The organism is Streptomyces sp. SolWspMP-5a-2 (assembly GCF_900091845.1).
GTDB classification, from domain to species: Bacteria; Actinomycetota; Actinomycetes; order Streptomycetales; family Streptomycetaceae; genus Streptomyces; species Streptomyces doudnae.
Genome location: NZ_FMCI01000300.1, coordinates 23,443 through 50,226 on the forward strand (window position 1 = coordinate 23,443; position 26,784 = coordinate 50,226).

The 26,784-nt window shown below is 72.1% G+C and carries 20 protein-coding genes and 1 pseudogene; 12 read left to right on the forward strand and 9 right to left on the reverse strand.

The annotated features are described in order from the left end of the window. Positions 1–5: 5 nt before the first annotated feature. From GA0115242_RS29630 to GA0115242_RS29640, 3 genes are all read right to left on the reverse strand, one after another. Positions 6–1,352: an ABC transporter substrate-binding protein gene (locus tag GA0115242_RS29630; protein WP_093833880.1), complete on the reverse strand. Its 1,347-nt coding sequence runs from the start codon at positions 1,350–1,352 to the stop codon at positions 6–8. A gap of 113 nt (positions 1,353–1,465) precedes the next feature. After that, the gene (locus GA0115242_RS29635) at positions 1,466–2,461 is read right to left on the reverse strand and encodes a LacI family DNA-binding transcriptional regulator (protein WP_093833882.1); all 996 of its coding nucleotides are present in this window, start codon (positions 2,459–2,461) and stop codon (positions 1,466–1,468) included. 148 nt (positions 2,462–2,609) lie between these two features. Then, complete coding sequence (locus GA0115242_RS29640) at positions 2,610–3,266, reverse strand: MmyB family transcriptional regulator (protein ID WP_161353357.1); 657 nt, start codon at positions 3,264–3,266, stop codon at positions 2,610–2,612. A 223-nt stretch (positions 3,267–3,489) separates the two neighbouring features. Between GA0115242_RS29640 and GA0115242_RS29645 the strand changes: the two genes are divergently transcribed. From GA0115242_RS29645 to GA0115242_RS29655, 3 genes and pseudogenes are all read left to right on the forward strand, one after another. Beyond that, the gene (locus GA0115242_RS29645; protein ID WP_093833885.1) at positions 3,490–4,140 is read left to right on the forward strand and encodes a helix-turn-helix domain-containing protein; all 651 of its coding nucleotides are present in this window, start codon (positions 3,490–3,492) and stop codon (positions 4,138–4,140) included. A 32-nt stretch (positions 4,141–4,172) separates the two neighbouring features. Then, a pseudogene (locus GA0115242_RS29650) lies at positions 4,173–4,720 on the forward strand (toxin-antitoxin system, toxin component). A gap of 321 nt (positions 4,721–5,041) precedes the next feature. Then, positions 5,042–5,269: a hypothetical protein gene (locus GA0115242_RS29655; protein ID WP_093833887.1), complete on the forward strand. Its 228-nt coding sequence runs from the start codon at positions 5,042–5,044 to the stop codon at positions 5,267–5,269. A 16-nt stretch (positions 5,270–5,285) separates the two neighbouring features. On the opposite strand, the gene GA0115242_RS29660 is transcribed toward GA0115242_RS29655, so the two are convergent. Further along, positions 5,286–5,966: a 4'-phosphopantetheinyl transferase family protein gene (locus tag GA0115242_RS29660; RefSeq protein ID WP_093833888.1), complete on the reverse strand. Its 681-nt coding sequence runs from the start codon at positions 5,964–5,966 to the stop codon at positions 5,286–5,288. After that, positions 5,963–6,823 carry a metallophosphoesterase family protein gene (locus tag GA0115242_RS29665; protein WP_093833890.1) on the reverse strand — a complete coding sequence of 287 codons (861 nt, stop codon included), beginning with the start codon at positions 6,821–6,823 and terminating at the stop codon, positions 5,963–5,965. The genes GA0115242_RS29660 and GA0115242_RS29665 overlap by 4 nt, the downstream gene beginning before the upstream one ends. Before the next feature lie 590 nt (positions 6,824–7,413). On the opposite strand from GA0115242_RS29665, the gene GA0115242_RS29670 reads away from it, so the two are divergent. After that, complete coding sequence (locus GA0115242_RS29670; protein ID WP_093833892.1) at positions 7,414–8,568, forward strand: ATP-grasp domain-containing protein; 1,155 nt, start codon at positions 7,414–7,416, stop codon at positions 8,566–8,568. Positions 8,569–8,736: 168 nt separating this feature from the next. Continuing rightward, the gene (locus GA0115242_RS29675) at positions 8,737–10,422 is read left to right on the forward strand and encodes a carbohydrate binding domain-containing protein (protein WP_093833894.1); all 1,686 of its coding nucleotides are present in this window, start codon (positions 8,737–8,739) and stop codon (positions 10,420–10,422) included. Between the two features lie 18 nt (positions 10,423–10,440). Here GA0115242_RS29675 and GA0115242_RS29680 read toward each other — a convergent pair whose 3' ends face one another. From GA0115242_RS29680 to GA0115242_RS29695, 4 genes are all read right to left on the reverse strand, one after another. Then, on the reverse strand, positions 10,441–11,316 hold the full coding sequence (locus GA0115242_RS29680) for a sulfotransferase family protein (protein ID WP_093833896.1): 876 nt from the start codon (positions 11,314–11,316) through the stop codon (positions 10,441–10,443). A gap of 175 nt (positions 11,317–11,491) precedes the next feature. Beyond that, positions 11,492–14,542: an alpha-mannosidase gene (locus tag GA0115242_RS29685; protein WP_093833898.1), complete on the reverse strand. Its 3,051-nt coding sequence runs from the start codon at positions 14,540–14,542 to the stop codon at positions 11,492–11,494. A gap of 154 nt (positions 14,543–14,696) precedes the next feature. Then, on the reverse strand, positions 14,697–16,034 hold the full coding sequence (locus tag GA0115242_RS29690; protein ID WP_093833900.1) for a 6-phospho-beta-glucosidase: 1,338 nt from the start codon (positions 16,032–16,034) through the stop codon (positions 14,697–14,699). Continuing rightward, the gene (locus GA0115242_RS29695; protein WP_093833902.1) at positions 16,031–16,795 is read right to left on the reverse strand and encodes a DeoR/GlpR family DNA-binding transcription regulator; all 765 of its coding nucleotides are present in this window, start codon (positions 16,793–16,795) and stop codon (positions 16,031–16,033) included. The genes GA0115242_RS29690 and GA0115242_RS29695 overlap by 4 nt, the downstream gene beginning before the upstream one ends. 128 nt (positions 16,796–16,923) lie before the next feature. On the opposite strand from GA0115242_RS29695, the gene GA0115242_RS29700 reads away from it, so the two are divergent. The 7 genes from GA0115242_RS29700 to GA0115242_RS29730 all read left to right on the forward strand — a co-directional run bounded on the left by GA0115242_RS29700 (position 16,924) and on the right by GA0115242_RS29730 (position 26,654). Further along, entirely contained in the window at positions 16,924–17,943 is a 1,020-nt protein-coding gene (locus GA0115242_RS29700) for a carbohydrate kinase family protein (protein WP_093833904.1), read from the forward strand. A 115-nt stretch (positions 17,944–18,058) separates the two neighbouring features. After that, a complete protein-coding gene (locus GA0115242_RS29705; protein WP_093833906.1) occupies positions 18,059–19,345 on the forward strand; it encodes an ABC transporter substrate-binding protein in 1,287 nt (428 codons plus the stop codon). Beyond that, positions 19,345–20,304: a carbohydrate ABC transporter permease gene (locus GA0115242_RS29710; protein WP_093833908.1), complete on the forward strand. Its 960-nt coding sequence runs from the start codon at positions 19,345–19,347 to the stop codon at positions 20,302–20,304. Before GA0115242_RS29705 ends, GA0115242_RS29710 begins: the two co-directional genes overlap by 1 nt. A gap of 13 nt (positions 20,305–20,317) precedes the next feature. Continuing rightward, on the forward strand, positions 20,318–21,154 hold the full coding sequence (locus tag GA0115242_RS29715) for a carbohydrate ABC transporter permease (RefSeq protein WP_093833910.1): 837 nt from the start codon (positions 20,318–20,320) through the stop codon (positions 21,152–21,154). Beyond that, positions 21,151–24,075 (forward strand): glycoside hydrolase family 2 TIM barrel-domain containing protein, encoded by a 2,925-nt coding sequence (locus tag GA0115242_RS29720; RefSeq protein ID WP_093833912.1) that lies wholly within the window; start codon positions 21,151–21,153, stop codon positions 24,073–24,075. The genes GA0115242_RS29715 and GA0115242_RS29720 overlap by 4 nt, the downstream gene beginning before the upstream one ends. Before the next feature lie 1,152 nt (positions 24,076–25,227). Next, positions 25,228–26,016, forward strand: a complete 789-nt coding sequence (locus tag GA0115242_RS29725) for a Crp/Fnr family transcriptional regulator (protein WP_093833914.1) — start codon at positions 25,228–25,230, stop codon at positions 26,014–26,016. A 116-nt stretch (positions 26,017–26,132) separates the two neighbouring features. Further along, positions 26,133–26,654, forward strand: coding sequence for a hypothetical protein (locus GA0115242_RS29730; protein ID WP_093833916.1), 522 nt, complete (start codon positions 26,133–26,135; stop codon positions 26,652–26,654). Positions 26,655–26,784: the final 130 nt, after the last annotated feature.

Below are 26,784 nucleotides of genomic sequence, written 5' to 3' on the forward strand. Positions count from 1 at the left end.
CCGGGTCAGCTCCGGGCCAGAATGCCGTCGATCTTGCCGGACGCGTCCTTGAGGAGCCGGTCGATGTCCGCGTCCTTCTTGGTGAGGACGGCGGAGACGGCGCCGTCGAGGACGGAGTAGATCTGCTGGGCGTCGGGCGGCTCGATCTTCATCTGGAGGCCCTGGTTGCCGTCGAGGAAGGACTGGTAGTTCTCCACGGGGACGTTCGCGTTGGCCTTCTTGACCTGCTGGTCCCTGGCGTCGGCGGCGCCGGTGAACAGGCGCGGCTCGGGGAGTCCGACGGGCGCGTCGGCGCCCTTGGCGCGGGCGTAGTCGCCGAGGAAGCCCTTGCCGGGGCTGAGGAACATGTGGTCGAGCCACTTCAGTCCGGCCCTGATCTGGGCGGGCGTGTCGTGCTTGTTGAACATGTAGCCGTCGCCGCCGATGAGGGTGCCCTTGCCGCCGGGCATCGGGGCGAGCGCCAGGTCCTTGTAGTTGCCGCCCTTCTCCTTGACCAGGATCGGGATGTTGTCCGGCGCGGAGAGGTACATGCCGAGCTTGCCCGAACCCATCATCTGCTGGACGTCGTTGATGACGAGGAGCTGCTTGCTGCCCATCGAGTCGTCGTTCCAGCGCATGTCGTGCAGGTTCTGCAGGACGGCCTTCCCCTCGGGGGTGTCGATGGTCGCCTTCTTGCCGTCGGCGCTGACCACGTCACCGCCCTGGGAGTACATCTCGGCGGTGAAGTGCCAACCGCCCTGGTTCTGGGCGCTGTAGTCGGCGTAGCCGACGGTGCCGCCGCCGAGCGCGGCGATCTTCTTGGCGTCGGCGCGCACCTCGTCCCAGGTGGCGGGCGGCCGGTCGGGGTCGAGCCCGGCCTTCTGGAAGAGCGCGCGGTTGTAGATCAGGCCCATCGAGTAGCCGGTGCGCGGGACGCCGTAGATCTTGCCGTCGACGGTGTAGATGTCCCGCAGTTGCTGCTGGAGGGTGCCGTAACTCTTCAACTCCTTGACGTAGGAGGTGAGATCGGCGGCCTGGTTGATGTCGACGACGTGCTTGGCGTCGGTGAAGTACGTGTAGAAGACGTCCTCCATCTGGCCGCCCGCCAGTTTGGCGTCGAACGTCTTGGGGTCCTGGCAGGGGAACGCGTCGTGGGCGACGACGTCGATGTCCGGATTCTGCTTCTCGAAGGAGGCGATGTCCTCCTCGAAGAACGTCCGGTCGACCTTGGCGCTCTTGGGCGGCATGCAGTTGACCGTGATGCGGGTCTTGCCGCTCGCCGCGTCGTCCCCCGAGCCGCAGCCTGCGGCGGTGAGGGCGAGCGAGCAGACGCTGAGCGCGACGACGGTACGGCGGATCCCGGTGTGTCTCATCGGTGGACCCCTCTGGGCAGGAGCGGTGGGCGCCGCACACTCAAGCACCGACGACATCACTTCGCAAGATGTCGCGCAGAATCTGTAATTGTTTGACAGAAGAGTGGATCTCGCTAACGAGGTACTTGCGCGGTCGATCCGCGGACCACCAGCTCGGGTTCGAAGAGGAGTTCGTCGGCGGCGACCGCACTGCCCGCGATCTGCGCGTTCAGCAGCTCCACGGCGGCCTTGCCCATCGACTCGATGGGCTGCCTGACGGTGGTCAGCGGGGGCTCGGTGCAGTTCATCAGCGCCGAGTCGTCGTAGCCGACGACGGAGATCTGCGACGGCACGTCGAGGCCCTTGCGGCGGGCGGCGCGCACCGCGCCGAGGGCAAGGGGGTCGCTGGCGCAGATGAGGCCGGTGACACCGCGGTCGATGAGCTTGGCGGCGGCCGCGTGGCCGCCCTCGATGGAGAACATCGCCCGCACCACGAAGGCGTCGGGCACCTCCCCGGCGACGGCCCGCGCGGCGGCCAGCTTGCGCGCCGAGGGGACGTGGTCGGCGGGGCCGAGCACCAGGCCGATCCGCTCGTGGCCGAGCGACGCGAGGTGCCGCCACGCCTGCTCCACCGCGACCGCGTCGTCGCAGGAGACGGCGGGGAAGCCGAGGTCGGCGATGGCCGCGTTGACCAGCACCACCGGGATGTTCCGCTCGGCGAGCCTGCGGTAGTGGTCGTGCGGCGCGTCGGCCTGGGCGAAGAGGCCGCCCGCGAAGATGACGCCGGAGACCTGCTGCTGGAGCAGGAGCGCCACGTAGTCGGCCTCCGAGATCCCGCCCTTGGTCTGGGTGCAGAGCACCGGGGTCAGGCCGAGCTGGGCGAGGGCGCCGCCGATGACGTCGGCGAACGCGGGGAAGATCGGGTTCTGCAGCTCGGGCAGGACCAGGCCGACCAGCCGGGCGCGTTCGCCGCGCAGCTGGGTGGGGCGCTCGTAGCCGAGCACGTCCAGCGCGCTCAGCACGGACTGCCGGGTGGCGTCGGAGACCCCGGGCTTGCCGTTGAGCACCCGGCTGACGGTGGCCTCGGAGACCCCGACCTTCTTCGCTACCTCGGCAAGTCGTCGCGTCATGAGCGCAAGAATAGCGCAAGGAGCGCAAACGGCTTGCGTCGAGGACGGCCGGAAAACGCCGACCGGCCGGGGGCGCCGGCCGGTCGGCCGGGGGCCGGGAACGGTACTGACAAGGCGCCGTCGGCGACCTGAACGCCGACGGTGCCCGTCAGGACTCGGGGGCGGGGACCACCCGCAGATGACCGGCCGGATGCCGGGCCGCCCGCGGACGCGGACGGCGGGACTCGCGCAGCACCAGCGTCAGCCGCGTGTACCCCAGCTCACCGAGCGTGCGCGGGGTCTCGTCCACCAGACGGCAGTCGGTGGCGCCCCAGCGCGGATCGGGGTGCAGCACCGGGCGGACGGCGCCGTCGTGGGCGACCGCCCGTTCGCCGACCGCGCGGATCCAGTGCGGCAGCCCCTGCCGGTAGGCGGCTTCCATGATCGGGTCCTGGGCGATGTCCCGGCGCACCGCCTGGAGGACGTGGTCGTGGGCGTACCGCTCGACGGCCGACGCGAAGTGCGCGAGCGTCGGCAGGAACCAGCTCGACTCGTGCTGCCCGAGGACCGTGCCCGCGTCCGGGTGGAACAGGACGAAACGGAGCAGGTTGTCGGCAGGCATCGCGGTCGGGTGCGGCCCCACCTCGCGGAAAAGTGACGCGAAAGCGCTGTTGGACAGGACGACGTCCCACCGGTGGTCGAGCACCACGGACGGGAAGGGGACGGCCTCCAGCAGGGACGCGTAGTCCTGCAGGTACGCCTGGGCCTCAAGACTCTCGGGGACGGGCCGCGGTGCCCGCCGCCGCCCTCCTGCCTGGTACGCCATCGGGAGGTCACCCCTCTTGCCTATGCGGCCTTCACGCGGCGCCCTGATCCTGCGGCCCCGACGCAAGTCATGTCAACTATCGTGGCATTCCATGCCGGTTCACGGCTGAAATGGGCCACAATTGTGGCGAGACCTGGATGAGGGTTCCTACCAACAGGTAGTGTCCGTCAGGTTCACGGCAAAGGCTCGTGAGAGGCCTGTGAGAAAAGTAGGAGATCTGTCGGTGACGGATGGCTTCGAGGGTCCGGGCACCACGGCGACCGCCGCCCTGCCGGCCGTCGTCGCTCGCGTCTCCGCGCTCGCCGACCGGCTCGGCGTCCCGCACGCGGAGGTCTTCCACACCGGCCGTCTCTCCGCCGCCTCCGGTGTCCCCGAACCCGTCGTCAAGGACCTGCTCGGCGGGCGCCCCGCGGGCGAACCCGACGTCCAGGCACGGTTCCTGCAGCGGCTCGGCCTGCTGCGCCGCACCCGGCTCAAGCCCAACGGACGCAAGTACACCCAGCAGGAGATCGCCGACGGCGCGGGCATGTCGCGCCAGCAGGCCGGAGCGCTGATCAACGGCGACCGGCGGCCCACCATGGAGCACTGCGACGCCCTCCAGCGCTTCTTCCGGGTGCACGCCGGGTTCCTCACCGCGGAGGACCCGGAGGCGCTCTCCGGCGCCCTCCAGTCGACCGAGCAGGAGCTGCTGCAGAAGCTCGCCGAGCGGGAGGCGGCGGCCGCCCTCGACGACCCGCTGGAGCGGCTGCTCCAGGACCACGGGGTGCGCGGCATCGCCTGGCGGGCCGCCCAACTCCCCACCGACCAGCACCGCGACAAGGTCGCCGAATGGCTGGACATGCTCCTGGAGAGCGTCAAACGGCCCGAGTCGTGATGCGGGGGAGAACTGTGGGCATCGGCAAGGACATGCGCCGTCTGTGCGGCGGACTGGTCGCGGAACTGACCCTCCCGGCCCCGCCCCGCCGGCGGAGCTGTACGGCGCCCTGTGCGCGGCGATGAGCAGACGGCGCGGACGCCCCGTGCAGTTCCGGATGTCCGCGTTCCCGCCCGGCACGGCGAGCGGGCTCTGGCTCGACATGGCCGACCGCGACCTCGTCGTCATCGAGGAACGCACCGCGCCCGACCACCAGTTGGTGATCCTCGGGCACGAGCTGTGGCACATGAGCGCCGGGCACAGCGGCCACGACGTGGAGGGCGCGCGGGTCGCGGCCCGCCTGCTCCTGGCCGCCGGTGACGGCATCGACGACGGCGCCCTGCGCGACACCGTGCGGCGGGTCGCCGCGCGCAGCCGCTTCGACCTGGCCGACGAGCGCGAGGCCGAGACCTTCGGGCTGCTGCTGGCCAGCAAGTGCCGTGCCTGGCTGGCGGGTTCGTCGCTGCGCGGCCCGGTCCAGCGCGACCATCTGGCGGGCCGCATCGAGGCGTCCCTCGGCTACCTCGGCCCGCAGGGCTGACCGCCACGGCGGACGGCCGCGCCGACCCCGCACCCGGGGCGGCCACGGCGTCCGGGACGGCGGCGGCCGTCCGCTCTCCGGCCCCTCCCCCGCCACCGGACCCGGGCCCGGCGCGGCCCCCTCGGGTGGAGGATGCCGCGGCGGTTTCACCTCCGCTAAGCGGGCGAACCGGGCTGCCGAGGTGACCGATTGTCAGTGCCGGGCGGCAAGCTGGGAGTGCGCCCTGTCGCGGGCCCGCCGGTCGGGCGGGCGGGGCCGGTCGGACAGGTTCCGGGCGGCGGGCGCGCGAGCCACGACGCCGACCACGGGGAGAGCCGACCGATGCACACCGACACCGCCGTACTGACCGACCGCGAGCGCGCCGCCGTCCAGGCGTACCTGCGGCTGCTGCACACCGTCAGGGCCGCCTTCGACGGAGCCCCGGCCCGCCCGCCGGTGGTGCCGCCCGCGGTGCTGGCCGAGGCGGAACAGGCCCTGGCGGAGGCGGGCCTGAGGGGCAACGAGGAGCGCTTCTTCCACCTGCTGCGGAGCTGGCACACCGGCCCCTGACCGCGGGGCGGCGCGGCTACGGGTGCGGGACCGCGATCGCCGTCGCCACGATGCCCCGGCGCACGCTCCAGCGGCCGTCGAAGTGGCCGATCCGGTGACCCGCGAGGACCGGTCCCGGGACCAGCAGCTCGGCCCGGAAGGTGCCGCGGGTGCGCTCCCCCGGGTCGAGGGCGATCTCGATGTCGGCCTCGGAGAAGTCGAGCCAGAGCCGGGTCAGCGGGAACCACGCCTTGTAGACGGACTCCTTCGCGCTGAACAGCAGCCGGTCCCAGTGGACCTCCGGGACCCGCTCGGCGAGGGCGCGCAGCCGGGCCGCCTCCGCGGGCAGTGCCACGGTCTCCTCGACGCCGTCGGGGAGCGGGCCGTTCGGCTCGGCGTCGATGCCGACGGAGGCGAGGTCGGTGGTGCGCACCAGCGCGGCGGCGCAGTAGCCCGCGCAGTGGGTCATGCTGCCCGCCAGGCCGGGCGGCCAGCCGGGGGCGCCGCGCTCGCCGGGCAGCAGCGGCACCGGCGGCACGCCGAGCTTCTCCATGGCCCGGCGGGCGCAGGAGCGCACCAGGGCGAACTCCCTGCGGCGCTTCTCGACGGCCCGCGCGACGACCGCGGCCTCCTCGGGGTACAGCGGCGCGGGCTCGGTGCCGTCGTCGCCGTGCACCTCCACGGCCACCACCTCGCCCGGCAGCAGTTCCTCGATCACGCGGTCCCGACCTCCTTCGGCAGGATCCGGCGCAGCTGCCCGGGGGGCCCGGACCGCTTGCGCCACTCACGGGGGTATCCGACGGACACCTCTTCGAAGCGGACGCCCTCGTGGAAGGTGGTCCGCGGGATGTGCAGATGGCCGTAGACCATGGCCTCGACCCGGAACCTGCGGTGCCAGTCGGCGGTCAGCCGGGTCCCGCACCACATGGCGAACTCGGGGTACCACAGGACGTCCGTGGGGTGCCGGTCCAGCGGGTAGTGGTTGACGAGGACGGTGGGCAGGTCCTCGGGCAGTTCGGCGAGCCTGCGCTCGGTCTCGGCGACCCGGGCCCGGCACCACGCCTCGCGGCTCGGGTAGGGGTCGGGGTGCAGCAGGTACTCGTCGTTGCAGACGACGCCGGTGCCGTGCGCGTACTCCAGGCCCTGTTCCTTGGTGGTGCGGCCGGGCGGCAGGAACGAGTAGTCGTAGAGCAGGAACAGCGGCGCGACGACGACGGGACCGCCGGGGCCCTCCCACACCGGGTACGGGTCCTCCGGGGTGAGGACGCCCAGCTCCCGGCAGAGGGCGACGAGGTGCTCGTAGCGCGCGACACCGCGCAGCGTCACGGGGTCCTTGGGGTGGGTCCACAGCTCGTGGTTGCCCGGGACCCACACGACCTGCCGGAAGCGTCCGGCGAGGGTCTTCAGGACCCAGCGGATGTCCTCGGTGGTCTCGGAGACGTCACCGGCGACCAGGAGCCAGTCGTCGTCCGAACCGGGACGCATCCGCTCGACCAGCGCGCGGTTCTCGGCGTAGCCGATGTGCAGATCGCTGATGGCGAGCAACTGCCCGGCCCCACCGGCCCTCGACGTCACTTTCCGCCACCTCCCGCGCGAGCTCGCGCGTCCGCGCACCCTGGACGTCGACCAAGAGAACACACCGAGGGGCTCCCGGACAAGGCGGGCCCGATCCGGAGCCCTCCGGACGGCGCGCGGGCACGGCTCGGGCGGGGACCGGGCAGCCGCCGGTGACAGGCGCGGGCGCAGGTCCGGGGCGGGTCCCGGCCCGGGACGGACAGGAGCCGGACACGCCTCGGGCACGGGCCGGAACCCGCAGCGGGCGGGACCCGGACACGGGTCAGGGGGCGGTGCGCGGCCGGGTCCGGGACGGTGGCGAGCGAGGCTCGGGGGCCGGGCGGGGACAGGGTCGGGCGGGGCTCAGGGGCGGCGCCGGGACGGTGGCGAACGGGGCTCGGGGGCCGGGTCGGGGCCGGGTCCGGTGGCGTCCGGCCAATGGCCGGAATTCCGTAACACGCGCGTTGCACGGGGTACCCCGGCGAAGCCGTATGATCGCCCCAACACCACCGCCCTGACTCCCTTCGCACGGGGGTTTTCGGCGACCCTCCCTTCCTTCTGCCCGGGCACGGGCCGCTTCGCCCTGCCCGCGAACCCGAAAGGCGGCCTGCATGGTCTCTCGCGTACGCGTCTGGCTCAACCGCACGTACGCGGAGAACGTGTTCTTCATGGAGCAGCTACGCCGAAATCCCAGCGATCGCGCGGTCGAGATCCACGCCACGCACGGCGACGCCGACTCCCCCGTGCTGGCCGCCGCCGACACCGCGGAGCTGGAGCCGGAGGGCCTCTCCCCGGCCGCCTACGCGGAGTTCGCGCTCGACCAGTGCGCGCGGCGCGGCATCGACGTCTTCGTGCCCCGGCTGCACCAGTCGGCGATCGTGGCGCACCGTGCGGAGTTCGCGGCGGCCGGCACCGCGCTGCTGGCGCCGACTCCGGAGGCCGTGGCCGTCTTCCACGACAAGGTGATCGCCTACGAGGCGGTGCAGGCGATCGGCGCCCCGGTGCCGCCGTGGTGGCGGGTGCGGACGGCGGCCGAGCTGGTGGCGGCCGTGGAGGCGCTGGAGGCGGACGGTCTGAAGGCCTGCTTCAAGCCGGCGTCGGGCGCGGGCGGGGTGGGCTTCCGGGTGATCACCCGGTCCCCCTTCTCGATGACCCAGCTCAACGGCTTCCCGAGCCCCTACGTGCCGCTCGACCTGGTGGTCGAGGCGCTGGAGTCGGCCGCGGAGGAGGTCGACTGGCTGGTCATGCCGCGGCTGGAGCAGCCGGAGGTGTCGGTGGACTGCCTCACCGGTCCCGACAACCGCGTCCGGCTCGCCGTGGGCCGCACCAAGAACGGCAGGCGGCGCGGGTTCACCCTGGACGAGCGGTGGCTGGAACCGGCCACCCGGATCGCCGAGGGCTTCGGGCTGCACTACCTGTCCAACATCCAGTTCCGGATGTTCGGTGACCGGCCGGTGCTGATGGACGTCAACACCCGACCGGCGGGCGGGCTGCACCAGCTCTCCCTGTGCGGGGTCAACGCCCCTTGGGCGGCTGTGCAGTTGGCGCTGGGCGAGGACCCGGGCGCGATGGTCCCGCCGTTCCTCGGGCAGGACTACACGGTGGTGTCGGGCCCGCGTCCGCTGCTCCCGCCGACGCTGCGCCCGCAGCGGATCGAGGAGGTCACCGAGCCGCTGCTGCCGCCGGTCCCCGCGGTGGCCGTGGAGCAGTCGGCCGCGGCGGCCGTCGAGGCGACGGGTCCGACGGCGGGCGCGCTGCGCCTCTGACCCCGCCCCGCCCTCCGCCCACCCGCCGTTCCGTCCACCGGTATGGACCAATTCCGTCGTTCTCCTTGACACGCGGATTGGTCCACACCAACTTGGTTGCGCACCTCCCGCTCCTCCCCGCACCCTTCCGTGCACTCCCGAACACCCCCATTCCTCCAGGGAGATCGCGTGCGCAACACACTCCGGCGGCACAGACGCCGCCTCCTCGCGTTCCTCGGCACCGCGGCGCTCGCGCTCGGCGGTGCCGTCGCCCTCCCGGGCACGGCCCAGGCGGCCAACGTCCTCACCAACCCCGGCTTCGAGTCGGGGGCGCTCTCCCCATGGAGCTGCACGGGCAACCTCGGTTCGATCGTCTCCTCCCCCGTGCACGGCGGCTCCAAGGCGCTCGCGGGCGCGGTGAGTTCGAGCGACACCGCGCAGTGCAGCCAGACCGTCGCGGTGCAGCCGAACACCACGTACAGCCTCAGCGGCTGGGTGCGCGGCTCCTACGTCTACCTCGGCGTGGACGGCGGCGCGTCGACGTGGACCAGCTCCCCGTCGGCCTACAGCCAGCTCAGCGTCTCCTTCACCACCGGCGCCTCGCAGACCAGCGCCACGATCTACGTGCACGGCTGGTACGCGCAGGGCACCTACTACGCGGACGACATCAGCCTGGACGGTCCCGGCGGCGGCGGGGGCGGTGACACCCAGGCGCCGACCGCGCCGTCGGGTCTGACCTCGACCGGCAAGACGTCGTCGAGCGTCTCCCTCAAGTGGAACGCCTCCACCGACAACGTGGGCGTCACCGCGTACGACGTCTACAGCGGCTCCTCGCGGCTGCTGAGCGTCTCCGCGACCAGCGCCACGGTCAGCGGGCTCTCCCCCAGCACCGCCTACACCTTCACGGTCAGGGCGCGCGACGCCGCGGGCAACACCTCGGGCGCCTCCAACGCGGTGAGCGTCACGACGGACGCGGGCAGCGGCGGCACCACCGGCTTCAAGCAGGCCGCCCCCTACCTGTACGAGGGCTGGGGCGATCCGCCGAACCCGGCGACGGTGATGAGCGCGACCGGCGTCAAGTGGTTCACGATGGCGTTCATGCTGGACTCGGGCGGCTGCAACCCGGCCTGGGACGGCAGCCGTCCGCTGACCGGCGGTGTCGACCAGAGCGCGATCAACCAGATCCGCTCGGCGGGCGGCGACATCGTGCCGTCGTTCGGCGGCTGGCAGGGCAGCAAGCTCGGCGCCAACTGCTCCTCCGCGAGCGCGCTCGCCGGGGCCCTCCAGAAGGTGATCGACGCCTACGCGCTGAAGGCGATCGACATGGACATCGAGAACACCGACGAGTTCGAGAACGAGGCCGTGCAGGCGCGCATCCTCACCGCGCTCAAGACGGTCAAGGCCAACAACCCCGGCCTGCGGACGATCGTCACGTTCGGCACCTCGACGACCGGGCCGACCTACTACGGCAACCGGCTGATCGAGCAGGCGCAGTCGCTGGGCGCCAACATCGACGTCTTCACGATCATGCCGTTCGACTTCGGCGGCGGCTCCGACATGTACGGCAACACCGTGAACGCGGCGGAGGGCCTCAAGGCCAAGCTGAAGTCGACGTTCGGGTGGGACGACGCGACGGCCTACGCGCACCTCGGCATCTCCGGCATGAACGGCCTCTCCGACCAGCAGGAGAACACCACCGCGGCGATCTGGACGAGCATCCGCGACTGGTCCAACAGCCACCACATCGCGCGCCTCGCGTACTGGGCGGTCAACCGTGACCGGCCGTGCCCCGGCGGAGGCGTGGTGAGCAACTGCTCCGGGATCAGCCAGGACACCTGGCAGTTCACCCGGATCACGGCCGGGTTCACCGGCTAGGCCAGACCCCCCAGGGGATCAGGGCGTGGGGGTGTCCTCCTCGGGATACCCCCACGCCTTCGCCAACTCCCGCAGCCTGGGCGGTAGTTCCACGCCCGGTGTGGCGGTGCGGGCCGGGCGGACGCGGCCCGACCTGATGGTCTCGGACCAGTCGCCGAGCTGCGGGCGGAAGGTGCCGTGGTCCTGGGCGCCGTAGTCGAGCATGGCGGGCTCCCAGTCGACGCCGAGGCGGTCGCAGAGGCCGCGGGTGACGCCCTCGGGGTCGGCGGTGAGGTCCTCGTAGGTGATCACATGGGGGTTCAGGTGGGTCCTGGCCTCGTCGAGGCGCTCCGCGTAGTCGAGGACCTCGGCGCGGACCGCCGCGGGGTTGGGGTCCTGGCGCCGCTCGGTGAGCGAGGCGACGACCGCGCCGGGGTGGCGCAGCAGCAGCACGAACCGCGCGTCGGGCCAACATCGGTGCAGGCGCGGCCAGATGAGGGTGTTGGGCGGCGTCTTGTCGACGATGACGTCCTTGCCGCTGCGGGTCAGCTCCAGGTGCAGCACCCTGTCCCACAGCAGGTGCTCCAACTCCGCCCGGTCGAGGTCGAGTTCCCTCATGGCGTCGGCGCTGAAGGAGCGGGAGAGCCGCACGTGCAGGGTGCGCAGGTGCATCTCGTGCGGGGCGCGGATCCGGCTGTGGCTGTTCAGCAGCACCCGCAGCAGGGTCGAGCCCGAGCGCACCGAGGAGAGCACGAAGACCGGCGAGGGGACCAGGCGCGGGGCGATCGGCGCCGTCCAGGAGGGGTCGGGGGCCGGTCCCGAGCCGGGGTCGGCGTCCGGGTTCCGGCGCGGCGGGCTCACCGCCTGGGCCATCAGCCGCCCCCTGCGCCTGAGCCCCTTGCCGATCGCGGACATGCGCGCTTCTCGCACCGTGACACCTTCCTCTCGCCGTTCGTGCGCATCTCAGGCGCGACGGGCGAACTCCAGGTGTCCCGGAGACGAACACCCCAGGTCACGGCGGCCGGAACACCCGCCGTGACCTGGGGACTTACCCTTTTCTTAATTGTTGATGGGAATCGCGGCCCCGGGCTCAGTCCCGCGCCGCGCGGCGCAGCCGCAGGGTGAGGATCTGGAAGGGCCGCAGCTCCACGGCCACGCCCCGGTCCTCGGTCCGCGCGCTCTCCAGGGTGCGTTCGAGCAGGTCGGTGACCTCGGCCCCGGCCAGCGGGAATCCGGTGCGCAGCACACCCCGGGCCCGGCCGCCGTGCGCCTCGTAGAGCCGGACGACGACGTCGCCCGAGCCGTCGTCGGCGAGCTTGACGGCCTCGACGGTGATGCCGTCGCCGTCCACGGAGACCACCGGGGCCGGTGCACCGGCCGCGTCGGCCACCCGCAGCGGGAGGTTGAGGGCGTACCCCTCGGCGACCGCGTCCTCGATGCTCGCGCCGGGCAGCAGCGCGTAGGTGAAGCGGTGCCGCCCCTGGTCGGCGCCGGGGTCGGGGACGCGCGGGGCGCGCACCAGGCTGAGCCGGACCGTGGTGGTGGTGCCGCCGTCCTCGCGGACCGTGCGGGAGACGTCGTGGCCGTAGGTGGCGTCGTTGAGGACGGCGACGCCGTAGCCGGGTTCGGCGATGTGCACCCAGCGGTGCCCGGAGACCTCGAACCGGGCCGCCTCCCAACTGGTGTTGGTGTGGGTGGGCCGCTGGACGTGGCCGTAGGCGATCTCGGCGGAGGTGTGCGCGGCGCGCAGGTCGACGGGGAACCCGGCCTTGAGGAACTTCTCGGCCTCGTGCCAGTCGATGTCCGTCTCGAAGTCGATGCGGGCGCTGCCCGCGCGGACGGTGATGGTCTGCACGACGGTCGAGCCGGCGCCGAAGGAGCGGGTGACCCGGATCGAGCCGAGCAGCGGGTCGCTGTCGGCGACCGTGACGGAGTCGGCGTCGAGGAGGTCGGTGTACCGGTTGCGGTAGTGCTTGTCGACGTCCCAGGCGTCCCAGTAGTTGGGCAGGTCGGTGTGCAGCCGCAGCAGGTTGCCCTGCCCCGCGAGGACTTCGCGGTCGGCGCGCAGGTCGCGCACGGAGGCGAGGGTGCCGTCCTCGGCGACCTCGACGCGGACGATGCCGTTGTCGAGGACGCGGCCGGTGACCGTCACCGGCTCGACGGGCTGGGCGTCCTCCAGCGGGGCGCTGCCGCCCGCCGGGACCTCCACGTAGGCGAGTTCGCCGCCGGGGGCGCGCACCACCTCGGCCCGGTCGCGGGGGCTGGTGTTGAAGACGCGGGTGGCTCCGGTGCCGAGCGCGGCCACCGCCTCGACCGTCAGCGTCTCCAGCTCCTCGGCGACCCGGGCGTACTCGGCCTCGGCCTCGCGGTGCACCCAGGCGATCGAGGAGCCGGGCAGGATGTCGTGGAACTGGTGCAGCAGGACCGTCTTCCAGAGCCGGTCGAGGCGCTCGTGCGGGTACCGGTAGCCGGGGGCGTGCAGGGCGGCCGTCGTCGCCCACAACTCGGCCTCGCGCAGCTTGTGTTCGCTGCGCCGGTTGCCCTGCTTGGTGCGGGCCTGCGAGGTGTAGGTGGCGCGGTGCAGCTCCAGGTACAGCTCGCCGACCCAGACCGGGGCGTCCTCGTACTCGGCACGGGCCTTGGCGAAGAACGCGTCGGGGTGCTCGACCTCGACCTTCGGTGAGCCCTCCAGGTCCTTGAGGCGGCGGGCGCGTTCCATGATCTCGCGGGTCGGGCCGCCGCCGCCGTCGCCCCAGCCGAAGGGGGCCAGCGAGCGGGTGCCGCCGCCCTTCTCCTGGTAGTTGCGGACCGCGCGGGACATCTCCTCGCCGCTGAAGCGGGCGTTGTAGGTGTCGACGGGCGGGAAGTGGGTGAAGATGCGGGTGCCGTCGATGCCCTCCCACCAGAAGGTGTGGTGGGGGAACTTGTTGGTCTGGTTCCAGGAGATCTTCTGGGTGAGGAACCACTCGTTGCCCGCCAGCTTGGCGAGTTGGGGGTAGGCGGCGTTGTAGCCGAAGGAGTCGGGCAGCCAGACGCCCTTGGTCTCGATGCCGAAGTGCTCGATGAAGAAGCGCTTGCCGTGGATGAACTGGCGGGCGACGGCCTCGCCGCCGGGCAGGTTGCCGTCGGCCTCCACCCACATGCCGCCGACCGGCGCCCACTGGCCCTTGCGCACGGACTCCTGGATGCGGGTCCAGACCTTGGGGTAGTTGTCGCGGACCCACTCGTACTGCTGGGCCTGGGAGCAGGCGAAGACGAACTCCTCGTACTCCTCGGCCAGCGCGGTGACGTTGGAGAAGGTGCGGGAGGTCTTGCGCTTGGTCTCGCGGATCGGCCAGAGCCAGGCGGAGTCGATGTGCGCGTGGCCGACGCCGGAGACGACGTGGGCGCTGGCGTGCGCGGGCTTGGCCAGGGCCGGGGCGAGGGCCGCGCGGACGGCGGCGGCCGAGCCGGAGACGTCGTCCAGGTCCAGGAGGTCCATCGCGCGGTCGAGGGCGTGCGTGATCTCGTGGCGGCGCGGGTCGTGCTCGCCCAGCTCCAGCATCAGCTCGTACAGCACCTGGATGTCCAGGTCGAGGTGGAAGACCTCCTCGTCGAGGACGGCGATGTCGGCGCGCCTGAAGGTGTAGAGCGGCTTGTCGCCCGCGGTGCGGACGTCGCCGAGCGGGGTCGGGCCGGCGAAGTCGTCGGCGAGGATGTCCGGGTTGGAGGCGGCCTCGACGAGGTAGTCGATCCGCTCGCCGCCGGTGGCCGGGTCGGCGATCGGCACGTACTGGTTGAGCGGGTTGACGGCCTTGAGCGGGGTGCCGTCGGTGAGGTGGACGAGGGCCTCGGCCTGGTTGCCCGGCCAGTCGCCGACGAAGCCGAGGTCGATGACGGCCTCGACGCGGCGGCCCGCCCAGGCGGCGGGCACCTGGCCGCGCATCCGGAACCAGGTGGTGCCCCAGGGCGGGCCCCAGGGGGTGTCCATGGCGAAGGGGGCGTAGGTCGCGGCGGCGGCCTCCTCGAAGGGGACCGGCTCGCCCGGCGCCTGCCACGCCTCGACCTCGAAGGGGACGCTGGCGGCGTGGATCGCGGGCTTGATGCGCTGGTTGTGGAGGCGCGCCACGCGCTCCTCGATCCGGCGGCGTTCGTCGTGCATGGAAGATCTCCAGGGAGGAAGCGGAGAGGTCGGCGGCTTGCGGGACGGGGAGCGCTCAGCTCAGATCAACTCAGATCAGATCGGCTCAGATCGACTCAGATCGACTCAGATCGACTCAGATCAGATCAGTGAGAAAGCGCTTTCCGTCGGGAGCTTACTTCAGGTAGGCGAGGCCGGGATGGACGGCCGTGTAGCCCTCGACCAGGCGGCGGGCCACGGTCACGGAGTCGACCAGCGGGTGGAGCGCGAACGCCTTCACCGCGGTGGTCCGCGAGCCGTTCTCGGCGGCGGCGAGCACCTCGCGCTCGACGCCCTTGACCGCGCAGACCAGCCCGGTGGCGTGGTCCGGCAGCGGGGCGACGGTGACCGGGTGGGCGCCGTTGGCGTCGACCAGGCAGGGCACCTCGATGACGGCGTCCGCGTCCAGGGCGGCGAGGGTGCCGTTGTTGCGCACGTTGAGGATGAGGGTGGTGCGCTCGTCGCGGGCGATGGCCCGCATCAGGGCGAGGGCGACCTTCTCGTACCCGCCGGAGAGGTCGTCGGCGTCGCGTTCGCCGGCGCCCGCGCTCTCCCGGTTCTCCGCCATGTAGGTCGCCTCGCGCTCGGCGCGGGTGCGGTCCCAGGCGGCCAGGGCGGCCGCGTCCGGGTCGCGCAGCTCCTGGTAGAAGCGCGCCTGCTGGTCGCGGAGGAAGGCGCCGCGGGTCTTCTCGGCCTGCTGGTAGGCGCGGACGGTCTCGCGGTTGAAGTAGTAGTAGTGCAGGTACTCGTTGGGGATCGCGCCCAGCGAGCGGAGCCAGTCGGCGCCGAACAGCTTGCCCTCCTCGAAGGAGCCGAGCAGGTCGGGGTCGGCGAGCAGCCGGGGCAGTTCGTCGCGTCCGGCGATCTTCAGACCGCGGACCCAGCCGAGGTGGTTGAGGCCGACGTAGTCGATCCACGCCTCGTTCGGGTCGCCGCCGAGCACCCGGGCGATCCGGCGGCCGAGGCCGACCGGGGAGTCGCAGATGCCGATGACCCGGTCGCCGAGGTGACGGGACATGGCCTCGGTGACCAGGCCCGCGGGGTTGGTGAAGTTGATCACCCAGGCGTCGGGCGCGAGCCGGGCCACCCGGCGGGCGATGTCGACGGCGACCGGCACGGTGCGCAGCCCGTAGGCGATCCCGCCCGCGCCGACCGTCTCCTGGCCGAGGACGCCCTCGGCGAGGGCGACCCGTTCGTCGTCGGCCCGGCCTTCGAGGCCGCCCACCCGGATCGCCGAGAAGACGAAGTCGGCCCCGGTGAGCGCCTCGTCGAGGTCGGTGGTGGCGCTCACCTCGGGGGCGCCGGGCACCGCGGCGGCCTGTTCGGCGAGCACCCGGGTCACCGCGGAGAGCCGCCCGGCGTCGAGGTCGTGGAGGACCACGCGGGTCACCCGGCCCTCGGCCCGGTCGCCCAGGAGCGCCCCGTACACGAGCGGTACCCGGAATCCTCCGCCGCCCAGAATCGTCAGCTTCACGCCTTCACCCTTCCTGCGACGGCCACCTCGACGCCCGCCTCCTCCAGCGAGGAGCGGGTCGCCGGGTCGACCGGCGCGTTCGTCACCACCACGTCCAGGTCCTCGGGACCGCAGACCTTCGCCATCCCGGTGCCCGGGAACTTCGCCTGGTCGGCGAGGAGGACGACCGTGTCGCCCGCCTTGATCATGGCCCGCTTGACCGGCACCTCGACGACCGTCGTGTCCATCACCTCGCCGCCCGGACGGACCCCGCTGGTGCCCAGGAAGACCCAGTCGGCGTGCAGCTGGCGCAGGTTGTCCTCGGTGAGGAACCCGACCAGGGAGCGGTACTCGCGGCGCAGCATGCCGCCGAGCAGCACCAGTTCGATGCCCTCGTCGTCGGCTAGCTCCTCGTAGACCACCAGGTTGCTGGTGATCACCGTGAGGCGGCGGCCGTGCAGCTGCCTGGCGAGCCGGTAGGCGGTGGTGCCGATGTCGAGCAGCACCGACTGGCCGTCGCGGACCAGGGCGGCCGCGTGCTCCGCTATGGCGTCCTTCTCGGCCACGCGCACCTCGGCGACCTCGGCGAACGGCTGGTCGCCGTCGTCCGCGACGGCGCCGCCGTGGACGCGGGTGAGCAGGCCGTCCTCCTCCAGCTTGACCAGGTCGCGCCTGATCGTGGCCGGGCTCACACCCAGCTCCTCGGAGAGATCGGTCACTGCCGCGGGGCCACCGGAGCGCAGGGCCCGCAGGATGAGTTGATGTCGTCGTTCTGCCAGCACGACACGAACACTACTCGTCATCTTCAATCATTTCTATGCTCAGTTCTGTTCGACTATTGACCAATCTCGTCCAAGGGCGCACGATTCCGTGCACTGAATTTGAACAGTTCTGACGAGAGGACGCTTGCGTGGACGACGACCGGCCCCAGGTGCTGCTGACCGGGCTGCTCTTCTACGACCTGGTCCTGACCGGGCTCGGCAAGCCGCCGACGCCGGGCGAGGAGATCTGGACCTCCGGCATGGGCTGCGGCCCCGGCGGGATCGCCAACCTCGCGGTCGCCGCGTCCCGCTTCGGCCTGCGCACCTCGCTGGCCACCGTCCTCGGCGACGACTTCTACGGCGCCCACTGCCGGCAGGTGCTCGCCGACGAGGAGGGCGTCGACCTCGCGCTCTCCCGCACCGCCGAGGGCTGGCCCACCCCCGTCACCGTCGCGCTCGCCCACGGCGACGACCGCGCCCTGGTCACCCACGGCCAGGAACCCCCGTACTCGCAGGACGCGCTGATGGGCGACCCGCCCGACGCGCTGACCGCCCTGGTGCACCTGGAGGCCGAGCCGCCCGAGTGGCTCGCCAAGGCCGCCGCGAACGGCACCCGGATCTACGGCGACGTCGGCTGGGACCCCACCCAGCAGTGGTCCCGCGACCTGCTCGACCAGCTCGCCCTCTGCCACGCCTTCCTGCCCAACGAGCTGGAGGCGATGGCCTACACCCGCACCGACACCCCGGTCGCCGCCCTCGGCGCCCTCACCGAGCTGGTGCCGGTGGCCGTCGTCACCCGGGGCGGCGACGGCGCTGTGGCCGTGGACCAGACCACCGGCGAGTACGCCGAGGTGCCCGCGCTCGACGTCGACGTCCTGGACGCCACCGGCGCGGGCGACGTCTTCGGCGCCGCCTTCGTCACCGCCTCGCTGGGCGGCTGGCCGCTGGCCGAGCGGCTGCGCTTCGCGGTCCTCGCGGCCGGGCTCTCGGTCGGACACCACGGCGGGGCGCTCGCCGCGCCCGGCTGGTACGGCGTCGACCGCTGGTGGCGCTCGCTCACCGACCCCGCGCTCCGCCGGGATTACGGCTTCCTGGCCGACCGGATCCCGGCCGACGTCGGCCCGCCGCGACGGCACGCCCCGGTCACCCCGCCCCTCCTGCGCCCCTGAGCCCGCGCGCCCCCTCCCCCCTCCCCCTCCCCCTCCCCCCGCACCGCAGTACCGACTGACTCCACCCCCCGCACCCCTGCGAACACCCGAACAGATCCGAAAGGCGGTGGGAGCTGTGCGGCTCTCACGAAGAGGCCTGCTCCGCGCCGGTCTGGCCGGTACGGCCGCCACGACGCTCGGCGGCCTGGCGACCGGCTGTGCCGTTCCGACCGGCTCGACCGGCCGGAACATGGTCCTGTGGTACTGGGACGGCGGTCTCGGCGACACGGTCGTGAAGAAGGCCAAGGCCCGCTACGGCGACTCGGTCGACCTCCAGGCCATCAAGATCGGCGGCTACTACCGGTCCAAGCTCATGACCACGATGACCGGCCGGTCCCACATCCCCGACATCGCGGGCCTCAAGGGCGAGGACATGGCGTCCTACCTGCCCAACGCGGACCAGTTCGTGGACCTCAGGACGCTGGGCGCCGAACGGTACAGGAGCCGCTACCTGGCCTGGAAGTGGGACCAGGGCATCGCCGACGACGGCAGCATGGTCGGCTTCCCCATCGACTGCGGGCCGGTCGCGCACTACTACCAGTACGGGGTGTTCCGGAAGGCGGGACTGCCCTACGACCCCGACGACGTCTCGGCCGAGCTGAACACCTGGGAGAAGTTCTTCACGGCGGGCGAGCGGCTGAAGAAGCGCATCCCGGGCACGTACCTGCTCTCGGACGTCAACATGGTCTTCGAGAACGTGGTGCAGCAGGGCGACCGCCGCTACGTCGACAAGGACCGGCACTTCATCGGCGACGAGCAGCACGTGCGGGACGCCTGGGCGCTGGCCGTCGAGGCCAAGCGGCGCGGGATCGTCTCCGACCTGGTGGCCGGGACGCCCGACCAGCTCTCCGCCGTCCAGGACGGCAAGCTGCCCAGCCAGCTCAACGCCTCCTGGGCGACCAACGACATCAAGAGCGGGGTGCCCAGGACCAAGGGCCGCTGGCGGGTCGCGCAGATGCCGGTGCGGCCGTCCAACAACGGCGGCTCCTTCCTCGCCGTCACCAAGGCGTGCCGGGAGCCGGAGCGCGCCTTCCAGATCATCACCTGGCTGCTGGACGCCGCCAACCAGGCCCAGGGGTTCGTCGACGCGGGTCTCTTCCCGTCCACGCCCGCCTCCTACACCCTCGGCGCGCTCCGCGAACCGGACCCGTTCTTCGGCGGGCAGATCACCATGGACGTCTTCGGACCGGCCGCGCAGCGGGTCGAGGTCGCCTACAACAGCCCCTTCGACGTGGCGCTCGGCCAGCCCCTCAAGGACGAGATCAAGAACGTCGGAGTCCTCGGCAAGGACCCACGGAAGGCCTGGAACGACGCCATGCGCAAGTGCCGCCGCATCGCCACGCACCTGGGGGTGAGCCACTGATGGCCACCACGCTCCGCAAGCCCCCGGTCGCCGACCCGGCGACGGCGGGCGGCAGCAGGCCCCGCACCGGCGCGCGCAGGTACTGGCACCTGTACGCCGCGATCTCGCCGTTCTACCTCCTCTTCCTCTGTTTCGGCCTGATCCCGGTCGGGTTCTCGCTCTACGTCTCGCTGCATCGCTGGGACGGCCTCGGCTCCATGGAGTGGGCCGGTCTGTCGCAGTACCAGTACCTGCTGGGCGACTCCGACTTCTGGACCGCGGTCGGCAACACCATCGTCATCTGGGCGCTGGCCACCTTCCCCATGATCTTCCTGGCGATGGTCACGGCCGTGATGCTCAACTCGGCGGTCCGCCTCAAGAACCTCTACCGGTTCGCCTACTTCCTGCCGAACGTCACCTCGGTGGTGGCCATCGCGATCATCTTCGGCTCGGTCTTCTCCACCAACTTCGGCCTGGTGAACGCCCTGTTGCAGGCGGTCGGGCTGGACCAGGTGGCCTGGCTGAACACCCCGTGGGGCATCAAGATCGCCGTCGCCACGCTGATGACCTGGCAGTGGACCGGCTACAACGCCATCATCTTCCTCGCGGGCCTGCAGACCATCCCGGGCGAGCTGTACGAGGCGGCCCGCATGGACGGCGCCGGACCGGTGCAGACGTTCTTCCGGATCACCCTGCCGATGATGCGCCCGGTGCTGCTGTTCGTGCTCGTCGTCTCCACCGTCACCGGGCTCCAGAGCTTCTCCGAACCGCAGGTGCTGCTCCAGACCACCTCCAACGACTCGACGTTCGCGGGCGGTCCGGGACACGCGGGCCAGACGATGGTCCTCTACTTCTTCCAACAGACCTTCGACAACAACGACTTCGGGTACGGCGCCGCCGTGGCCTGGGGCGTCTTCCTCGTCGTCGTGCTCTTCTCGATCATCAACTGGCGCCTGGTGCAGCGCCGGGGCGAAGACTGAAAGGCCCGGACCCATGACCTCCATCAAGGGAACCCGCCGCAAGGGCGTCGCGCTGCACGCCGTCCTGCTCGTCGGACTGCTGCTCTCGGCCTTCCCGTTCTACTGGGCCGTCATCATGTCGACGCACACGTCGTCGGAGATCTTCACCTACCCGCCCAACCTGCTGCCCGGCTCGCACTTCCTGGAGAACCTGCGCGGCCTCTTCGACGCCGTGGACTTCTTCGGGTCGATGGGCAACTCCCTGCTCGTCGCGGGGAGCGTCACCTTCCTGGTGCTCCTCTTCGACTCGCTGGCCGCGTTCGTCTTCGCCAAGTTCGACTTCCCCGGCAAGCGCGTCCTCTTCGCGCTGCTCATGCTGATCTTCATGGTCCCGGCCCAGCTCGCCGCCATCCCGCAGTTCGTGATCATGGCGAAGCTCGGCTGGATCGGCTCCATGACCTCCCTGATCGTGCCCGCGGCGGCCAACGCGTTCGGCATCTTCTGGATGCGCCAGTACATGACGGGCGCCATCCACGACGAACTCCTCGACGCCTCCCGCATCGACGGCGCCCACTTCCTGCGCCAGTACTGGCACGTGGCGCTCCCGGTGGTCAGGCCCGGCCTCGCCTTCCTCGGCATCTTCACCTTCATGGGCCAGTGGAACGACTACGCCTGGCCGCTGATCGCGCTCACCAACCCGGACAACGTCACCCTCCAGGTCGCGCTCTCGCAGCTCAACGGCACCCACGGGACCACCGACTACGGGATGGTCATGACCGGCGCGCTGCTCGCCCTGATCCCGCTGCTGCTGGTGTTCGCGATCGGCGCCCGCCAGATCATCGGCGACCTCGCCAAGGGAGCCATCAAGTGACCGACCCGCTGATCGCGCTCCGCCCCTGGCAGGCACCGGAGCTGACCTCCTGGCGGCGGCTGCCGATGAACGCCGTCGACCGGCGGCCCGGCGCCCTCGGCCTGGACGGCGACTGGCGCTTCCACCTGCTGCCCGCCCCGGACGCCCCGCTGCCCGCGGACGCCTGGACGACGTCTGCCGTGCCCGGTGTGTGGACCGTGCAGGGCACCGACGACCTGCCCGGCTACCTCAACGTCCGCATGCCGTTCCCGCAGTTCCCGCCGCACACGCCCGACGCCGACCCGACCGGCGTCTACGAGCGGGAGATCGACGTGCCCGCCGAGTGGGCCGGGCGGCGGATCGTGCTCCAGGTCGGCGCCGCCGAGAGCGTCCTGCTCGTGCACGTCGACGGCGAGCCCGTCGGCGTCTCCAAGGACTCCCACCTGGCAGCCGAGTTCGACCTCTCCGGCACGGTACGGCCCGGCAGGCCGAGCACCCTGCGGCTGACGGTGGTGAAGTGGTCGGACGCCTCGCACATCGAGGACCAGGACCAGTGGTGGCACGGCGGGATCACCCGCTCCGTGCTGCTGTACGCGACGGACCCGCTGCACCTCGCCGACGTGGGCGTGCGGGCCGGGCGCGACGGCCGGCTGCGGGTCGACTGCCAGGTCAGGGACGCCCGCGGCGCGCTGCCCGCGGGCTGGTACGTCACCGGCGACCTCGACGGCCGCCCCCTCACCCAGGACACGGAGTTCGACCGCGCCAACGCCGAGGACGAGCGGGTCTCCGGCTTCCTCGGCGAGGCCCGGATCGAGACCGTCGTACCGGACGTGCGGACCTGGAACGCCGAGACGCCCGAGCTGTACACGCTCACCGTGCGGCTGCACCGCGCGGACGGCACGGTCGCCGACACCGCGACCCAGCGCGTCGGCTTCCGGGACGTCGAGATCGTCGGCCGCGACCTGCTCGTCAACGGCGAACGGGTGTACATCCGGGGCGTCAACCGGCACGACTTCCACCCGCTGACCGGCCGCACCGTCTCGCGCGAGGACATGCGCGCCGACCTGGCGCTGCTCAAGCGGTTCGGCTTCAACGCGATCCGCACCGCGCACTACCCGGGCGACCCCGCGCTGTACGACCTCGCCGACGAACTCGGCCTCTACGTCGTCGACGAGGCGGACATCGAGGCGCACGACCACGCGCACGAGATCGCCGACGACCCCCGCTATTTGGCCGCGTTCGTCGACCGGGTGGCGCGGATGGTGCTGCGGGACAAGAACCACCCCTGCGTGATCGTCTGGTCGCTCGGCAACGAGTCCGACTACGGCGCCAACCACGACGCGGCGGCCGGCTGGGTGCGCCGCCACGACCCGAGCCGCCCGGTGCAGTACGAGGGCGCCGCCAAACGCGGCTGGGCCGACCCCGGCGTGGCCTCCGACATCGCCTGCCCGATGTACGCGCCGCTGGAGGAGTGCCTCGCGCACGCCCTGTCCGGGACGCAGACCAAGCCCCTCATCCAGTGCGAGTACTCGCACGCCATGGGCAACAGCAACGGCACGCTCGCCGACCACTGGGCCGCCATCGAGGCCACGCCCGGCCTTCAGGGCGGATTCATCTGGGAGTTCTGGGACCACGGGATCCTGCAACGCGTGAGCGACGGACGACCGGCCGGGCCCGCGGGCACCGGACTGTACGGCGGCGGAACGACCGCGCCCGGCTACCGCTGGGCGTACGGCGGCGACTTCGGCGAGGCCGACCACGACGGCGCGTTCATCGCCGACGGCGTGGTGTTCCCGGACCGCACGCCCAAGCCGGTGCTGTTCGAGCACCGGGAGATCGCGGCGCCGGTGCGCATCGAGTCCTACCGCCACGAGGGCATCGTCCTCGGCAACCACCAGCACTTCCGCGGCCTCGAATGGCTCGCCGCCACCTGGGAGTTGGCGCTCGCCGACGGCCGGACGCTGACCGCTCCGGCCCACCTGCCGGCGCTGCGGCCCGGCGAGACGGCCGCGGTGCAGCTGCCCTTCGCGCTGCCCGACGACGGCGGCGAAGCGTGGCTGACGCTGCGGGTGACGACGGCCGAGGACCAGCCGTGGGCCCCGCGCGGCACCGAGGTGTGCTCCCCGCGGACACCGCTGCGCCCGGCCGGACCGCCGAAGCCGACGCGGCCGGGCGGCGAGCCGGTCCGGCTCGACGGCGACGGCCTGCTGGTCCACCCGCTGCTGACGGCGGCCCCGACGCTGTCCCTGTGGCGGGCGCCCACCGACAACGACGAGCTGGGCGGGACGGCCCCGCGCTGGCGGGAGCTGGGACTCGACGCGCTGGTGCGCAAGCTGTCCTCGGTCGAGCGGGACGGCGCACGCGTCACCGTGGTCGCCGAGTACGCGGCGGCGGCCGGGGTGGTGCTGCACCGGCAGGTGTTCACCCCGTTCGCGGGCGGGCTGCGGATCGACGAGAGCGCCGAACTCCCCCCGGAGTTCTCGGACGTCGCCCGGGTCGGGTCGGTCTTCGAGACCGTCGCCGGGCTCGATCTGCTGGAGTGGTTCGGACAGGGCCCCTGGGAGTCCTACCCGGACCGGGCTGCGGGCGCCCCAGTCGGCCACCACGCGTCGCCGGTCGACGCGCTGTTCACGCCGTACCTGCGCCCGCAGGAGAGCGGCGGGCGGCACGGGGTGCGCCGGTTCACGCTGTCGGCGCCGGACGCCACCGGCCTCGCGGTGGAGCTGGACGCGCCGCGCCAGGTGTCGGTGACCCGGTTCCGCGCCGAGGACCTGACCGCCGTCACGCACCACGACCAACTGGTGCCGCGCGCCGGGTGCGTGGTGCACCTGGACGCGGCCCACCGGGGTCTGGGCACGGCGTCCTGCGGCCCGGACACCTTCGCCGCCTACCTGGTGCCGACCGGCGTCCACCGCTGGAGCTGGACCCTGCGGGCGCTGTGACCCCGGGCGCCGGTTTTCCGGTGGACGCGACACCGAGCGGGATGAGCGTTCCTGACGGAACGTCATCCGCATAAACACATTCCGTCACCGGCGGGTTCGGCGGCATGTGTGCACCGTATCCGAATGGCTACCCTGAGTGGAGTGGCGGGAGATTACGGGCATCCCGCGGCCCTCGACCACCGCGGTGGGGTGCGCGCCGACTCGGCGCGCACCCCACCGTCACGTCATGGCCCCATTTCGCGGTCGCACACACCGTGAGAGGCGCCGGAATCCGGGAGAATTCTTTTAGGAATTTCCCGCGCACCACTATTTTCGCGGGCGGTTGGCAGGTGAGGAAGTCGCGTCCGGCGGGGCCCGCGGCCCGACCGGGCCCGGCCGTGATCAGCGCCGCCGGGGGGCGCATAGATTTATGCACGCTACCGCCCGTGCGCCGTACAGATCGAACATTCGCCCCCAGAAGTGCGGCAACTAGGGGCGCACTCGACAGCCGAACCAAACAGCCTCCGAAACAAAACCGAACCACTGGGACAAACGAGGTCGATGAGGCGGCACGCGTTAGGCCGTGCGCCGTCGTCCGGCGACAGCAATGACGGGAAAAATCCCCTCCCGTGAGGGCGTCGCCCGCCCGAACCGGTACCCCGCTGTGACCTTTTCCTCGCTCATGGTGTTTACTGGTTCCCGGTCTGAACCTCGACGGGTCCAGGCCCTTTCCGGAGGCTCCGGGGTGGCCCCCCGGGGCCTCCTTTTATCCCGGACCAGGTCTCCGCAATTCGCGCGGCAAACCGCGAAAACAATTCCCGGCGCATTTCCAGGACGCGCATCGGGCCCGGGTGGTCCACACCACTGGGACCGCGAAGTCGGCGTTCCCCGATCCGCGGCTGGCTATTTCATCGCGCGAAGGAGTAACGTCACCCGGAACGTCTTCACCTCCGCACCCGGACCAGCCATCCGGATCGACGACGCGGTGGAGAGGGCACTGGACCCGTCGCCCGCGTGCGCGCCGCTCCTCGCGGACGCACCCGGGACCCCTGTTCCTCCGGACCGAAGGACCGCAGACCGATGACCACTGGCCTGACTCCGTGTCATCACGGCCATCCCCCGGGCGCCGTGCGCCCCGCCGCGCCCGCCCCGCCCCGCACCGGGGAGTGAGCGATGGTCCCCGACGTCGGGGCGTTCCGCACCGGTGACGTGCTCAAGGGGCTCCAGACCATGCCCGCCGGGAGCTTCCTGGCCCATCTCCCGCCCGAGCTGTGGCCGTTGCTCGTCGGCTTCTGGGGCCCGGTGAGCCGCGTCTACCAGCGGGAGGACTCCCTGCCGATCGGCCCGCGGGACAGCGACGTGCACATCGTGCTGGGCGGCTGTGTGCGCCAGGACCGCTTCCCGTTCGGCACCGGCGGCTCTCCGGACGACGGCGGCGACGGGAAGGACCCGCGGATCACGCGCTTCCGCGGCGTCGGCCAACTCCTCGGCGAGGCCAAGCTGATCGAGGAGCACGCCGCCGTCCGGACGACCTGCCTGACCACCACCTGGGTCATGTCCTGCTCGGCGACCCGCATGATGGCCTTCCTCACCCGCCATCCGCACTCCGAACGCGCCCTGCTGCGCAGCCTGGAGGACCGCAACCGCGACGACGAGATGGTCTACGGCACCGCCACCCGCACCCCGGTCGAGCGGGTCGGCGGGCTGCTCGCCCATCTGGCCCGGGTCGCCGGGACGACCGACCCGGAGCGGCCCGGCCACATCAGCGTCCTCGGCCTCAGCCAGCGGGACATCGCGGAGGCCCTCCTGCTGGGCGTCTCGACCGTGGAGACCGCGATCCGGCGGCTGCGCACCCCCGCCAAGGGCAGCGGTCTGCCCCCGGGCGGCGTCCTGCGCTCCAAGTACCGGCAGTTCGTGGTGACGGACCTGCCCGCCCTGCAACACCTCACCGGGGTCCGGTAGCCGGTCGGGCCCCGTCCCGGCCGCCCGCGCTCCCGCCCGCCCCTCCTCCCGTCCCCGCACCGCGGCGGCGACCCCGCCGGGTGCTGTTCGCGTGTTTCACGAACGGATCACCGCAGATGATGTTCAGTTCGACCCCTCTGGCGTCCGGCGCCGACCCCGGCTCCGTGATCGTGGGCCTGCTGTCGGGCCTGGCCGGGATCGTGTTCGCCACCCTCACCCTGCGCCACCACCGGCAGGTGTGGGCCTGGACCCGGCGGCTGCGCGCGAGCGACGACGTCGGCAAGGACCTCGACGACGCGCTCACCTATCTCAGGGAACTCGCCGAGCACCTCAGCGAGCGCGCCCAGAAGCCGTGCCGGGAGGCGGAGTTCGCGCCGCTGCCCCGGCTGCGCCACCTCCTCGACGACGCCGCGGACGACGCCGAACCGATCCGCCCCGAGCTGCGGACCGTCGTCGAGCGCTTCGACCGCTACCTCGCCGCGGTGCTGCCGCCCGCGACCATAGCCGCCCGCGTGACGGCGACCGAGCACGCCACCCAGCTCGCCGCCGCGATGCGGCAGGAGCAGGCCCGCATCGACCTGAAGGGCGCGGTCAGCACGGCCCAGCAGCGCATCCGCGCCCTGCGCAGGGCGGCCTGAGGGACGGGAGCGCGGCCGGGCGGGAGGGGGCTTCCCTCCGCCCGGCGCGCCCCTGTGAGACACCCCACTCCCGGCCCGCCGCGGCCCCGTGTCCAGGCGGTTTCCGCGGTTCCCGGGACGGTCCTCACCG